This window comes from Streptomyces djakartensis (genome assembly GCF_014651075.1).
Lineage (GTDB): Bacteria > Actinomycetota > Actinomycetes > Streptomycetales > Streptomycetaceae > Streptomyces > Streptomyces djakartensis.
Genome location: NZ_BMWE01000013.1, coordinates 82,471 through 95,781, shown reverse-complemented (window position 1 = coordinate 95,781; position 13,311 = coordinate 82,471). Strand labels below are relative to the sequence as shown.

General features: G+C 73.2%; 11 protein-coding genes. 7 read left to right on the top strand and 4 right to left on the bottom strand.

Annotated features, from left to right (window positions below):
• Positions 1 to 207: 207 nt before the first annotated feature.
• From IE212_RS22840 to ppk2, 7 genes are all read left to right on the top strand, one after another.
• Positions 208 to 726 carry a hydrogenase maturation protease gene (locus IE212_RS22840; protein WP_190199774.1) on the top strand — a complete coding sequence of 173 codons (519 nt, stop codon included), beginning with the start codon at positions 208 to 210 and terminating at the stop codon, positions 724 to 726.
• A complete protein-coding gene (gene hypF, locus IE212_RS22835) occupies positions 723 to 2,999 on the top strand; it encodes a carbamoyltransferase HypF (protein ID WP_190199773.1) in 2,277 nt (758 codons plus the stop codon). Before IE212_RS22840 ends, hypF begins: the two co-directional genes overlap by 4 nt.
• A gap of 5 nt (positions 3,000 to 3,004) precedes the next feature.
• Positions 3,005 to 3,262, top strand: a complete 258-nt coding sequence (locus tag IE212_RS22830; RefSeq protein WP_190199897.1) for a HypC/HybG/HupF family hydrogenase formation chaperone — start codon at positions 3,005 to 3,007, stop codon at positions 3,260 to 3,262.
• A gap of 107 nt (positions 3,263 to 3,369) precedes the next feature.
• On the top strand, positions 3,370 to 6,066 hold the full coding sequence (locus IE212_RS22825) for a bifunctional acetate--CoA ligase family protein/GNAT family N-acetyltransferase (RefSeq protein WP_190199772.1): 2,697 nt from the start codon (positions 3,370 to 3,372) through the stop codon (positions 6,064 to 6,066).
• A 38-nt stretch (positions 6,067 to 6,104) separates the two neighbouring features.
• Positions 6,105 to 6,836 (top strand): CBS domain-containing protein, encoded by a 732-nt coding sequence (locus tag IE212_RS22820; protein ID WP_190199771.1) that lies wholly within the window; start codon positions 6,105 to 6,107, stop codon positions 6,834 to 6,836.
• Between the two features lie 15 nt (positions 6,837 to 6,851).
• Complete coding sequence (locus IE212_RS22815; protein ID WP_190199770.1) at positions 6,852 to 7,355, top strand: flavodoxin domain-containing protein; 504 nt, start codon at positions 6,852 to 6,854, stop codon at positions 7,353 to 7,355.
• Positions 7,356 to 7,369: 14 nt separating this feature from the next.
• Entirely contained in the window at positions 7,370 to 8,173 is an 804-nt protein-coding gene (gene ppk2 / locus IE212_RS22810; RefSeq protein WP_190199769.1) for a polyphosphate kinase 2, read from the top strand.
• A gap of 6 nt (positions 8,174 to 8,179) precedes the next feature.
• Here the strand turns inward: ppk2 and IE212_RS22805 are convergent, their stop codons facing one another.
• The 4 genes from IE212_RS22805 to IE212_RS22790 form a co-directional block, all read right to left on the bottom strand.
• The gene (locus IE212_RS22805; protein ID WP_190199768.1) at positions 8,180 to 9,082 is read right to left on the bottom strand and encodes a universal stress protein; all 903 of its coding nucleotides are present in this window, start codon (positions 9,080 to 9,082) and stop codon (positions 8,180 to 8,182) included.
• 104 nt (positions 9,083 to 9,186) lie between these two features.
• On the bottom strand, positions 9,187 to 10,911 hold the full coding sequence (locus IE212_RS22800) for a sensor histidine kinase (RefSeq protein WP_190199767.1): 1,725 nt from the start codon (positions 10,909 to 10,911) through the stop codon (positions 9,187 to 9,189).
• A 156-nt stretch (positions 10,912 to 11,067) separates the two neighbouring features.
• The gene (locus tag IE212_RS22795) at positions 11,068 to 12,138 is read right to left on the bottom strand and encodes a zinc-dependent alcohol dehydrogenase family protein (RefSeq protein WP_190199766.1); all 1,071 of its coding nucleotides are present in this window, start codon (positions 12,136 to 12,138) and stop codon (positions 11,068 to 11,070) included.
• Positions 12,139 to 12,262: 124 nt separating this feature from the next.
• On the bottom strand, positions 12,263 to 13,135 hold the full coding sequence (locus IE212_RS22790) for a universal stress protein (protein WP_190199765.1): 873 nt from the start codon (positions 13,133 to 13,135) through the stop codon (positions 12,263 to 12,265).
• Positions 13,136 to 13,311: the final 176 nt, after the last annotated feature.

Here is a 13,311-nt window from a genome sequence, read left to right as displayed (position 1 = left end):
TCCGTCCCCCACCACCTGCTCCCACCATCGGACGGCAGCGTTCCCGGTCCCAGGGCCGAAGGTCCCGGCATGACCGGACTTCCGTCCCCTCGGACGGCCGGACGGGGAACCGGCCGCCGTCAGGTCCCCGCATGCGGGCGGGACGGCCCGCCGATGAGGGCCGTTCGGCCCTGGGGCGTCGGTCGGGGCGGGCGCCAGCGTGGAGTCATGGGGTCAGGTGCGCGCATCGCCGTCATCGGCGTCGGGAACGAGTTCCGGCGTGACGACGGTGTGGGCCCGGCGGTTCTCGCCCGGCTGCTGGAACGCGCCGGGAGCCGGGCCTTTCCTGCGGAGACGGTGCTGGCGGCCTGCGACGGTGACCCGGCCCGTCTGATCGGGCTGTGGGAGGGCGCCCGGCTGGCCGTGGTCGTGGACGCGGCGCAGGCGCATCCGGGGACCGCGGGCCGGATCCACCGGATCGAACTCGACGCCGAGCGCCTGGGACGCCCGGCGACGACCAGCTCGCACGGTCTCGGACTCGGTGAGGCCGTCGACCTCGCCCGCGTCCTGGGACGGCTGCCCGGGCGCCTCGTCGTGTACGCGGTGGAGGGCGCCGACGCCTCCCTCGGCACCGGTCTGACGCCCGCCGTGGCGGATGTCGTGGAACCACTCGCGGACTCGGTCGAGAAGGAGATCGAGGAGGAGGCGGTCCGCCACCGGGCCGCGGAGGCCGGAGGTGCGCGATGACCGTACGGGCCTTCCGCGTGTACGGGACCGTGCAAGGAGTCGGCTTCCGGCCCTTCGTGTACCGCACAGCCGATGCCCTGGGCCTCGACGGCTGGGTGGCGAACGTGGACGGTCACGTGGAAGGGGAAGTCGCGGGTGACCCCCGGGCCATCGACGAGTTCGCCGCCCGCCTCGGCACCGGGGCACCGCCACTGGCCCGCGTACGGCGCGTCGACCTGACCGGAGCACGGGCCGGTGCCCGGGGCAGAGGCTTCGCGGTGCGGCACAGCGCGTCCGGCCGCGCCGGGGCCACGAACCGCGAGATTCCTCCCGACGCCGCCGTCTGCGACGCCTGCCTGCGGGAGCTGTACGAGCCGGCCGACCGGCGGTACCGCTACCCGTTCATCAACTGCACCGACTGCGGGCCCCGGGCGACGATCATCGAAGATCTCCCCTACGACCGCGCACGCACGACCATGCGCCGTTTCCCTCTCTGCCCGGACTGCGCTGCCGAGTACGCCAACCCGGGTGACCGCCGCTTCCACGCCGAACCGGTCGCCTGTCCCGTCTGCGGACCTCGGCCGGCCTGGGACGATCTGCGGGGCGAGGAGGCTCTGCGGGCCGCGGTCAGGACGGTCACCGGGGGTGGCATCGTCGCGCTGAAGGGGCTCGGCGGCTACCAGCTGGTGTGCGACGCGACGGACGGCGGGGCCGTGGCCGCGTTGCGGTCGCGGAAGCACCGGCCGTCGAAGCCGTTCGCGGTCATGGTCCGCGACCTCGAGACGGCGTCCGGACTGGCGCGGATCGGCCGCATGGAGCGCGCGGTGCTCACCTCGCCGGCGCGTCCGGTGGTGCTGCTGGCCGCGCGGCGACGGCACCCGGTCGCGTCGCAGGTCGCGCACGGCGTCCCGCGGCTGGGTCTCTTCCTGCCCACGACCGGCCTGCACCATCTGCTGCTGGACGAGGTGGCCCGCCCGCTGGTGGTGACGAGCGGCAACCTCAGCGACGAACCGATCGCCGTCGAGGACGCCGAGGCGTTCGGTGCGCTCGCCCGCGTCGCGGACGGGTTCCTCACCCACGACCGGCCGGTCCGGGCCCGGTACGACGACTCGGTGATCCGGATCGCGGGCCGGCAGCGGATCACCGTCCGCCGGGCCCGCGGCCTGGCACCCGCGCCGATGCCACTCGCCGTGCAGGACCCGCTCGCCGGGGTGGGGGCCCAGCTCAAGCACACCTTCACGCTCGCGGCAGACGGGCGGGCGCATCTGGGCCCGCACACCGGCGATCTGGCCGACGTGGCGACGTACGAGGCGTTCCGCCGGTCCTACGACGACCTCAAGCGGCTCACCGGCATCGAACCGGGCGCGCTCGCCCACGACCTGCACCCCGGCTACCTGTCCACGCAATGGGCGCGTCAGCAGCCCCTGCGCCGGATCGCGGTCCAGCACCACCACGCGCATGTGGCGGCCGTCGCGGCCGAGCACGGGGTGACCGGTCCCTTCCTCGGGGTCGCCTACGACGGCCTGGGACTCGGGGACGACGGCACCCTGTGGGGCGGCGAGATCCTCCTCGCCGATCTGGGCGGCTACCGCCGCGTGGGCAGGTTCGCGACCGCGCCCCTGCCCGGCGGCGACGCGGCGGTACGCCACCCCGCCCGCACCGCCTTGGGCCACCTGCTGGACGCCGAGGCCCTGGGCACGCCCCGCCCCTCCCCCGGGCTGGTCCGGCGCTTCACCGAGAACCTGGATCCGGCCGAGGCCGCCGCGGTACGCGCGCTCGTGGCTCGCCGCGTCAACTGCCCCCGCGCGTCCAGCGCGGGACGGCTCTTCGACACGGTCGCCGCCCTGCTCGGGCTCGCCGTCTCCGTCAGCTACGAGGGTGAGGCGGCCGTGCGCCTGGAGGCCGCGGCCAAAACGGCGCACGCCGTGCCGCTCGCCCACCGGATCGTGCGCTCCGACGGCCTCTGGGTGTACGACTCGACCGCCACGGTGGCCGGCCTGCTGGAGCGGCGAGGTGACGGTGAGCCGGTGCCCGACCTGGCGGCCGCCTTCCACCTCACGCTCGCCCGTGTCACGGCGGACCTCGTCGCGCGGGCCGTCGAGGAGGGCGCGCCCCGCACGGTCTGCCTGGGCGGTGGCTGCTTCGTCAACGGCCGTCTGCTCACCGAGGTGCGGCGACGGCTTCGGAGCCAGGGCCTGCGGGTCCTGGCCGGGGGTGAGGTTCCGGTCGGTGACGGCGGCATCAGCTACGGCCAGGCCGCGGTGGCCGCCGCCCGGCTCGCGAGGGAGAGGTGAACGCGATGTGCCTGGGCATACCCGGTCAGATCCTTCAGGTGCGCGACGACGCCGGACTGCGCATGGCCACCGTCGACTTCGGCGGTGTACGGCGCGAGGTGTGCCTCGACTACACGCCTGGCGCCGGTATCGGCTCGTACGTCATCGTGCACGTCGGTTTCGCCATCACCGAGGTCGACGAGGCCGAGGCGCGGCGGACCCTCGACGTCCTGCGCGCGATGGCGGGCGCCGTGGAGACGGAGTTGGGCGAGCCGCTGCCGTGAGGGCCCGGCCCGGGACCGTCGGTCCTCCCCGTGCCCGACCGGCCCATCGGCTCGCGGCCTTCCGAGGCCGAGGCTGAGAGCGAGGACCCGCTGACGAAAGGCACACCATGACCGCCATCCGGGCATCCGGCGAACGGGTGCACGCCCTGCTCACCGACGGCACGACGGTGTGCGTACGTCCGGCGCGGCCGGACGACCGGGAGGCCGTCCTCGGGTTGTACTCGCAGATGTCGGACGCGAACCTGCGGCTGCGCTTCTTCTCCGTGAGCCGGCGCTCCGCCGAGCAGGCCGCCGCGAGGGTCGCCCAGCCGGAGGAGGCCGGCTACCGGGCGCTCGTCGCGGAGCACGGAGGCCGGATCATCGGCATCGCCGAGTACCGGACCGACGGCGGCGACGCTTCCGGCAGCGCCGAGATCTCGCTCGCGGTCGGGGACGGACGCCATCACCGCGGAGTGGGCACACTGCTGCTGGAGCATCTGGTCTCCGCCGCCCGCGCCGACGGCATCAGGACGTTCACCGCGGACGCGCTCGCCGAGAACCACGAGGTGCTCAAGGTCTTCGCCGACCTGGGGCTGCGTGCGGAACGCCGGTTCGCGGGACCGGAAGTGCACTGCGTGATCCCCCTGGACGACACGGAGGACTACCGCAGGAGCGTCGAACGGCGCGGGCAGACCGCGGACGTGGCCAGCCTGGTGCCGCTGCTGCGGCCCGGGTGCGTCGCGGTCGTCGGGGCGGGACGCGGGCCCGGCTCGGTCGGCCGGGCGGTCCTGCACAACCTGTCCACCGGCCGGTTCACGGGTGCGCTGTATGCGGTCAACCCGGCGGCGGCGTCGGTCCTCGGCGTACGCTGCTACCCGGCCGTGCGCGACCTGCCGCGGGTCCCCGACCTCGCGGTGATCGCCGTGCCCGCCGAAGGTGTCGGACAGGTCGCCGAGGAGTGCGGGCGCTTCGGCGTCCGTGCTTTGCTGGTGCTCTCCTCCGGCCTCGACGCCCACCGGTCCAGCGCCCTGCTGACCGCCTGCCGCGAGCACGACATGCGTCTCGTCGGCCCCGACTGCCTCGGTGTGGCCAACACCGAGGAACGGGTGCGTCTCGACGCCACCTTCGCCGCCGCGCACCCCGCAGCGGGCAGCGCCGGTGTCGCCGTGCAGTCCGGCGGGGTGGGCATCGCCCTGCTCGGCGGGCTGGAGCGGCTCGGCATCGGGGTCTCCAGCTTCGTCTCGCTCGGCGACAGGTACGACGTCAGCGGCAACGACCTGCTCCAGTGGTGGGAGTCCGACGGGCGCACCGACCTGGCTCTGCTGCACCTGGAGTCCTTCGGCAATCCGCGCGCCTTCTCCCGCACCGCCCGCCGTGTCACCCGCCGGATGCCCATCCTGACCGTCGACGCCGGCCGTACCGAGGCGGGCCGGCGGGCCGCCGCCTCGCACACCGCGGCCGCCGCCACGACGACCATGACCCGGCGCGCCCTGTTCGCCCAGGCCGGGATCACCGCCACCCGCAGCGTCCCGGAACTGCTGGAGACCGCCGCCCTCCTGCACACCCAGCCGCTGCCCGCCGCGAGCCGGGTCGTCGTGGTCACCAACGCGGGCGGCGCCGGTGTCCTGGCCGCGGACGCGTGCGCGGAGGCCGGGCTGAACCTGCCCCCGCTGCCGCCCGGCCTGGCCGACGACCTGCTGGCGGTGCTCCCGGCGGGCGCGAGCACCGCCAACCCGGTCGACGCGACGGCGGCGGTCTCCGAGGAGCAGTTGCGTGCCTGTGTGGACCGGCTCGCCACCCACGACGGTGCCGACGCGGTGCTCGTCGCGCTGGTGCCCACCGCGGTCGCCGCAGCCACCGGCGACGTACTGGTCAGGGCCCTCACCCACGCTCCGGCACGCCGCTCCCGCACGGTCGCCGCCGTCCTCCTGGACCAGGACGTTCCGGTGCGGCTGCTGCCCTCGGACAACGGCCAGGTGCCGGCGTACGCCGACCCGCAGGCGGCCGCCCGTGCCCTCGCCCACGCGGCCGAGCGCGCCCGCCGGCTGGCCCGGCCGCCCGGCACCGTCCCGGTCCTGGACGGCGTCGACACCACCCGTGGCCGGGCGGTCGCCGACCGGTTCCTGCGGCGGCATCCCGACGGCGGATGGCTCGACCCGCGCACCTGCGCCGAACTCCTCGACTGCTACGGCATCCCGCAGTCACCGTGGGCCTGGGCGGAGACCGAGGACGAGGCCGTGTGGGCCGCCGACCGGCTCAAGGGGCCGGACGGGCACGTCGTCCTCAAGGCCTCCTGGCCGGGGCTCGCGCACAAGACCGCCCGGCACGCGATCCACCTGGACCTGCGGGGAGACGCCCAGGTGCGTGCCGCTTTCCGGGACTTCGACGTCCGGTTCGGCCACATCATGACCGGTGCGGTGGTCCAGCCGCTCGCTCCGCGCGGCATCGAGCTCTTCGCGGGAGTGGTGCAGGACGAGGTGTTCGGGCCGCTGGTCCTGTTCGGACTCGGCGGCACGGCGACGGAGGTTCTGGCCGACCACGCGGCCCGGCTGGCGCCGCTCACCGATCAGGACGTGCACGACCTGATCACCGCCCCGCGCTGCGCGCCGCTCCTCTTCGGTCGTGACGGCACCGGCCCGGTCGACCTCCAGGGGCTGGAGCAGTTCCTGCTGCGGCTGTCCCGGATGGCGAGCGACCTGCCGCAGCTGGCCGAGGCGGACTTCGATCCGGTCCTCGCCCGGCCGGAGCACGTCACCGCCCTGGACGCGCGGATCCGGCTGCTGCCGCGCCGCGCCCACGATCCCTACTTGCGCCGGCTTCGCTGAACGCGGGTCCCTGCACCACCGGAAGGAGGCGGAACACGATGAGGCACAACAAGGTCGGTGCGCTGATGACGGCCGACGTCGTGCGCGCCGGGTACGGCACACCGTTCAAGGAGGTGGCCCGGCGGCTCGCCGAGCACCGGATCAGCGGTCTGCCGGTGGTGGACGACGACGAGAAGGTCCTCGGGGTGATCTCCGAGACGGACCTCATGGCGAGGCAGGCGCAGGCCCCGGGCGCGCCGGGGTCGCGACGGCTGTCCCGGCGGCCGCGCTGGACGCCGGGATCGCGCGCCCGCCGGGCAAGGGCGCAGGCCCGGACGGCCGGGCAGCTCATGTCCCGTCCGGCCATCACCGTGCACAGCGACGCGACCGTTGTCGAGGCGGCTCGCGTGATGGCACACCACGGCGTGGAACGGCTGCCGGTCGTCGACGACGAGGAGCGGCTCGTCGGCATGGTCACGCGCCGCGATCTGCTCCAGGTCTTCCTGCGCCCCGACGCGGAGATCCGGGGGGCGATCAGGAACGAGGTGCTGGAGCGGGCCATGGGGCTGCCGTCCGATGCCGTCGACGTGGACGTCCACGAGGGTGTGGTCGTTCTCGCCGGACAGCTGGAACGGCGTGTCGAGGCCACCACGGTGGTGGAGATGTGCCGCCGGACGGACGGTGTGGTGGGGGTCGTCGACCACCTCACCCACCGTTTCGACGACTCCCGGCCGTCGTCCGGTGAACCGGCCCTGCACGGGCTCCCCTACTACTGGCAGCGCAGGCCGTGAGGAGGTCTGACGATCATGAACGAGACAGTGCTGGTGGCCTACGGCTCCACCAACGGATCGACGGCCGAGATCGCCGAGTACGTCGGTGAGATCCTGGCCAAGGAAGGGCTGGACGTGAGCGTGCGCCCCGCGGCGGACGTCGCCGACGTCACGTCGTACGGTGCGGTCGTCCTCGGCGGTGGTCTCTACGGGGGCCGCTGGCAGCGTGACGCCCGCCGCTTCGCACGGCGGCACCGCAAGGCCCTGGCCGAGCGGCCGGTGTGGCTGTTCAGCAGCGGGCCTCTCGACCCCTCGGCGTCCGAGCGGGACATCCCCCCGGCGCCCGGGGTACGGCGGGTCATGTACCGCATCGACCCTCGCGGTCACGCCACGTTCGGAGGGCGCCTGGAGGGCGACGTCAAGGGGCGCATCGCCCGGATGATCGTCAAGTCCGGAAGGGGCGGCGACTACCGCGACTTCGAGCGGATCGGCGCCTGGGCGTCCATGGTGGCCCGCGACCTCGCGACGCCCGGCGGCTGACAGCGGGAGGCGAGATGGCGGAGAAGAAGGCGGACAGACTGCCGCGCAAGGCCTACGAGAAGGAACTGCTGAGCCTTCAGACGGAGTTGGCGAAGCTCCAGGAATGGGTGCGCGCGGAGGGCGCCCGGCTGGTCGTCGTCTTCGAGGGGCGGGACGCGGCCGGCAAGGGCGGCACCATCAAACGGGTCACCGAGCACCTGAACCCCCGGGTCGCGCGCATCGCCGCACTGCCGAAACCCACCGAGCGTGAACGCGGCCAGTGGTACTTCCAGCGGTACGTCGAGCACCTGCCGACCGCCGGAGAGATCGTGCTGTTCGACCGGTCCTGGTACAACCGGGCCGGTGTCGAGCACGTGATGGGCTTCTGCACCCACGAGGAGTACCGGCTCTTCCTGCGCCAGTGCCCGATCTTCGAGCGGATGCTCGTCGAGGACGGCACCCTGCTGCGCAAGTACTGGTTCTCGGTGAGCGACACCGAGCAGCAGGAGCGTTTCCGGAAGCGTCTGGAGGATCCGCTGCGGCGCTGGAAGCTGTCACCGATGGACCTGGAGTCGATCAGCCGCTGGGAGGCGTACTCGCGGGCCAAGGACGAGATGATGGTGCACACCGACATCGCCGAGGCCCCGTGGTACGTCGTCGAGAGCGACGACAAGCGCCGCGCCCGGCTGAACATGATCGCCCACCTGCTGGACTCCGTGCCGTACCACGACGTGCTGCCGCCCGTGCTGGACCTGCCGGACCGACCGCCCTCCACCGGTTACCAGCGCCCGCCGCGCGACCTGCAGACCTACGTTCCCGACCACGTGGCGGGGCTGTGAGCGTCGTCAGGCGTGTGCCACCACGGCCACGGGGGCGACGGCGTGGTGCAGTACGGCGTGCGCGACGGGTCCGATGTGCACGCCGAACCGGCCGCGCCGTGTCCGCCGGCCCACGACGACCAGCGAGGCATAGCGAGAGGAACTCACCAGCTGGTCAGCGGCACTGCCCGCGCGGGAGGCCTCGATCACCTCGACGGCCGGGTACTTCTGCCGCCAGGGGCGCAGCGCCTCGGTGAGCGCGGCCGCCTGCTCCCGGGCGAGTTCGTCGTACAGGCTCGCGTGGCCGGACAGGCCGTGGATGTAGGGCGGGGGGTTCCAGGCGTGCAGAACGCGCAGGGAGGTCTCACGGCGGGCGGCCTCATCGAACGCGAAGGCGACGACCGTGTCGTCGGGGGTGCGGGTGTCCAGGCCCAGCAGCACCGGGCGGAACCGCGTCGCCGCGGACGGGATGCCGGCCGGGTCCATGGCGTGTTCGTCCGCCGCCTGCTCCCCGGACCGCACCAGCACCACCGGCACCTCGGTGCGCGCGATGACCACCTGGCCCACGGAACCGACCATGAAGCCGCCGACCCCGCTCAGCCCTCGGGATCCCAGGACCAGCAGTTCGGCGTCCCTCGCCACGTCCACCAGGACATCGCCCGGCACCCCGCTCAGCTGGACCGCGCTCACCTCGACTCCCGGGTGACGCGACCGGAGCCCCTCGGCGGCCCCGCGCGGAATACGCTCGCTCCAGTGCTTCAGGGTCTCCGTCCCGAGAAGCGGTGCCTGGGCCAGGGGCTCCGCGACAGGCTCCCAGACGTGCACCAACCGCAGGGGCAGTCCACGCAGCTTCGCCTCACGGGCCGCCCACTCCGCGGCCGCCCGGCTCTCGGACGAACCGTCGAGGCCCACCATGATGCAGCGGAACATGCTGTCCACCTCCTGGATCGGCTTGCCGTCTACAGGTTCGCGCCGATGAGCATCGCGGTGCAGGGGGCGCAGGTCCCGGACCGGGGCCGTTCGGCCTCATCCCCTCAGGGCTGCTTGACGGGCACGCACCACACCAGGGACGTACCGCCGCCGGCCGGGGCGGTCACCTCCAGCGTTCCGTTCAGTTGCTCCGCCCGTTCCGCCATGTTGCGCAGTCCGCTGCGGCGGCCGCCAGGGGGGATGCCCAGGCCGTCGTCGGTCACCGACAGCCGCACCTCCCGGCCGTCGGTCTCCAGCACCACGTCGGTGCGTCCGGCGTGCGCGTGCCGTGCGACGTTGGTCAGCGCTTCCGACAGCACGGCGATCACCTGGCCGCCGATCTCCTTCGGCACCTGGGTGTCGAGGAGCCCTTCCATCCGGAGGCCGGGCGCGAAACCCAGCAGAGGCGCGGTCTCCCCGACCGCACGCACCACCTGGGAGCGCAGTCCGGAGCCGCCGCCGGTCTCGTGTGACCGGAGGCCGAAGATGGTCGACCTGATGATCTTGATGGTCTCGTCGAGGTCGTCCACCGCCCGCATCACGCGTTCCGCCGCCTCGGGGTGCTCGATCAGGCGGCCGGCGCTCTGCAGGGTCATCCCGGTGGCGAACAGTCTCTGGATGGCGAGGTCGTGCAGGTCGCGGGCGATGCGGTCGCGTTCCTGGAGCATCGCGATCTGCTCGGCGTCCTGGCGGTGCTCGGCGAGCTCCATGGCGACGGCCGCCTGCCCCGCGAAGGCCTGCAACTGCTCGGTCTCCTTCGCCGTGAACACCGGTTGGCCCGCCTCGCGGACCAGCAGGGCGACTCCCCGGGCACCGGCGCCCTTGCCGATGGGAACGGCCACGGCCGGACCGAGGCCGCTCACCCGGGCGGGATCGGCGGAAACCCTCTCGTCGCTCGACAGGTCGACGCTGGTGACGGGGCTTCCGCTGAGGAAGGCCCGCCCGATCAGGCTGCCCTCCACCGGCAGCACCCGTCCCCTGTGCCGGTGGGCGCCCTTCCCGATGGCGAGTTCCACCGTCAGCGCGCCGATGTCGTCCACCGGGACGGCGACCACCGCGAGAGTCGCCGAGGTGATCTCCCGGGTCCTTTCGGCGATCAGCCTGAGCACCTCGGCCCGTTCGTGGCCGGACATCAGACTGTGCGTGATCTCCGCGCTGACCTGCAGCCAGCGCTCACGCAGCCGGGACTCCTCGTAGAGGCGGGCGTTGTCGATCGCGACGCCGGCCGCGACCGCGAGAGTGGCCAGGACGGACTGGTCGTCCTCGTCGAACTGCGCCCCACCGCGCTTCTCGGTCAGGTACAGGTTGCCGAAGACCTGGTCGCGCACCCGGATCGGGACGCCCAGGAAGGTGTTCATGGGCGGGTGACGGGCCGGGAATCCGTACGAGGCCGGATGTTCGGAGATCTTCGCGAGCCGCAGCGGTTCGGGATGACGGATCAGCTCACCCAGGATGCCGTGGCCCTCCGGATAGTGCCCTATCTCGGCGATCTGCTCGTCGGTGACCCCCACGGTGAGAAAGTCCGACAGCCCCTTGCCGTCCGGCGTGATCACACCGAGGGCGGCGTACTCGGCGTCGACGAGTGTCGCCGCCGCCTGCACGATGCCGCGCAGCGCCTGCTCGAGGTCGAGCTCGCGACCGACCGAGAGCACCGCCTCCAGCAGGCTGTGCACCCTGTCGCGGGTGCCGCGAGCCGCGTCCAGACGCGCCTGGAGCTCCTCCAGGAGCTCGTCCAGTCTGAGCTGCGGCAGCCGCACCCGGGCCGTCTGCGACTCGCCGGAGCTTGCCACGGTCCTCCTCCAGGTCCACGACGGACAACGTCCAGGGGACGAGCGAGCGGTCGGCCGGGCGACGGCTGCGCCCGGCCGGAGCCGCGGACCGACCCCCCTCATTGTCGTACCGGCCGTGGTCGTTGACCACTTCGCCGGGCGAAGGCCTCCGCGCACCTATGCCGCCGGTACGGCCACCTCGTCGTGACGCTGCCCGCCGAGCACGACCTTGAGCGCGCCGGTGTCGGCGGCGTGCGCGAAGACCTCGTAGGCCTCCTCCATGTGGTCCAGGGGGAAGGTGTGGGTGACCAGGGGCGCGGTGGACACACGGCCGGAGGCCGCCATCCTCAGCAGCATGGGCGTGGAGGACGTGTCGACCAGGCCGGTGGTGATGGTGACGTTCTTGATCCACAAATCTTCGAGGTGCAGGGTCGCCGGCTTGCCGTGGACACCGACGTTGGCGACCCGGCCGCCGGGCCGCACCATGCGGGTGCACATCTCGAAGCTCTCCGGCACTCCCACCGCCTCGATGACCACGTCGGCGCCGATGCCGTCGGTGAGGTCGGTGACGAGTTGCTCCGGCTGGTCGCGCACGGGGACGACGGCGTCCGCGCCGAGCCGCCGGGCGGCCTCCAGCCGGGAATCGGCGAGGTCCACGGCGATGATCCGCTCCGGCGAGTACAGCCGTGCGGTGAGGATCGCGGCGAGTCCGATGGGCCCGGCTCCGACGACGGCGACCGTGTCACCGGGCCGCACGCCCCCGTTGATCACGCCCACCTCGTAGGCGGTCGGGAAGATGTCCGCGAACAGCACGGCGTCGTTGCTCTCCAGCGCGCCCGGCAGCCGGTGCACGGACAGGTCGGCGTGGGGCACACGGACGTACTCCGCCTGTGTGCCGTCGATCAGATGACCGAGGATCCAGCCTCCGCCGCCCTGGCACTGGCCGTACGCGCCGTCCTTGCAGAAGCGGCAGCGGCCGCAGGCGGTGATGCAGGAGACCAGGACCCGGTCGCCCGGCCGGACGGTACGCACGTCGCTGCCGGTTTCGACGATCTCGCCGACCGCTTCGTGACCGAGCACCGTTCCGGCGGGCACCTCCGGTACGTCTCCCTTGAGGATGTGCAGGTCGGTCCCGCAGATGGTCACGGCGTCGACGCGGACGATGGCGTCGGTGGGGTCCTTGACGCCCGGGTCCGCGACGTCCTCCCAGGCGGACTGCCCCGGGCCGTGGAAAACGAAGCCCTTCATGGCTGTTCCTCCTCAGTCTCCGGCCCTCGCTTTGGCGTCGGCGAACCGCTGGGGCGGGCACGGAGTGCATCGCGATGCCCCATGGATCCATCTTTGACCAGAGCGGTGGCCTTCGCCCGGCGCCTCAGACGCGCTGCGGGACGACGGCCACCGGGCAGGCCGCGTGGTGGAGCAGCGTGTGGCTCACCCGGCCGAGCTGGAGGCCGAAGTGGCCGGACCGCCGCCGTGCGCCGACGACCACGAGGTCGGCGGCGGCCGAGCGGTTCACGAGCACCTTGCGGGCCGGTCCCTCGACCGTCACCCGGTTCACCCGGACACCGGGGTGATCGGCCATCGCGTCGCCGACCAGCGTGTCGACGAGCTCGGAGGCCTGGGCCTCGTGCTCCGCGGGCTCCCCCACGGCGGCCGGTTTCCCGGCGTTCGCCCGTGCCGGGAAGCGCCAGGCGCGGACGACATCGAGCACGCAGCCACGCACTTCGGCCTCCCGGAACGCGAACCGGACGGCCTCGCCGCTCGTGCCGGGGTCCCCGGCACCGAGCAGGATCCGCCGGTGGGTCCCGGTGAGACCGGCTCTGTCGCCTCGGACCACGATGACCGGACAGTACGCGCGCGCCGCCACGGCGAGACCCACCGAGCCCAGCAAGGCTCCCTGCAGCTCGCCGCGCCCGCGCGAACCCGTCACCAGGGCATAGGCGCTGTCACCCTCGCTCAGGAGGGCGGACACCGCTTCCGCGGCCACCGTCTCGGCCGACACCTTGGCATCCGGGTCGATCCGCCGGACGCGTTCCTCGGCGGAGGCGACGATGTGCTGCGCCATCACCTGCTCAGACGGTCGCCGCCGGCTCAGCGACGGCAGCGCGCCCTCGTACCGCTCCCACAGGGAGCCGTGGACCAGGCGCAGCGGCAGACCGTGGCGTGCGGCCTCGTCCACCGCCCAGTCGACGGCGAGGATGCTGCCGTCCGACCCGTCGACGCCCACGACCAAGGGCAGTTCCATGATCCCCACCGCCAATCTCTCGGGCTGCCACCTGCGCAGCTGGGGGGTGTCACTGTCACGGTCGCACTCCGGCGCCCCGGCCGACAGGGGCGCATCGGCCCCTGACGAGGACCTTCGGCCCACCTCCGGCGCCCGGTCCCGTTCCGGCGGCCCGGCACACCGGCCCTCAACAAGGC

What these genes read in the sequence shown, in the direction of transcription:
- IE212_RS22840 (WP_190199774.1), top strand. Translation starts at nt 208, where the DNA reads ATGGGGTCAGGTGCGCGCATCGCCGTCATCGGCGTCGGGAACGAGTTC.
- hypF (WP_190199773.1), top strand. Translation starts at nt 723, where the DNA reads ATGACCGTACGGGCCTTCCGCGTGTACGGGACCGTGCAAGGAGTCGGC.
- IE212_RS22830 (WP_190199897.1), top strand. Translation starts at nt 3,005, where the DNA reads ATGTGCCTGGGCATACCCGGTCAGATCCTTCAGGTGCGCGACGACGCC.
- IE212_RS22825 (WP_190199772.1), top strand. Translation starts at nt 3,370, where the DNA reads ATGACCGCCATCCGGGCATCCGGCGAACGGGTGCACGCCCTGCTCACC.
- IE212_RS22820 (WP_190199771.1), top strand. Translation starts at nt 6,105, where the DNA reads ATGAGGCACAACAAGGTCGGTGCGCTGATGACGGCCGACGTCGTGCGC.
- IE212_RS22815 (WP_190199770.1), top strand. Translation starts at nt 6,852, where the DNA reads ATGAACGAGACAGTGCTGGTGGCCTACGGCTCCACCAACGGATCGACG.
- ppk2 (WP_190199769.1), top strand. Translation starts at nt 7,370, where the DNA reads ATGGCGGAGAAGAAGGCGGACAGACTGCCGCGCAAGGCCTACGAGAAG.
- IE212_RS22805 (WP_190199768.1), bottom strand. Translation starts at nt 9,082, where the DNA reads ATGTTCCGCTGCATCATGGTGGGCCTCGACGGTTCGTCCGAGAGCCGG.
- IE212_RS22795 (WP_190199766.1), bottom strand. Translation starts at nt 12,138, where the DNA reads ATGAAGGGCTTCGTTTTCCACGGCCCGGGGCAGTCCGCCTGGGAGGAC.
- IE212_RS22790 (WP_190199765.1), bottom strand. Translation starts at nt 13,135, where the DNA reads ATGGAACTGCCCTTGGTCGTGGGCGTCGACGGGTCGGACGGCAGCATC.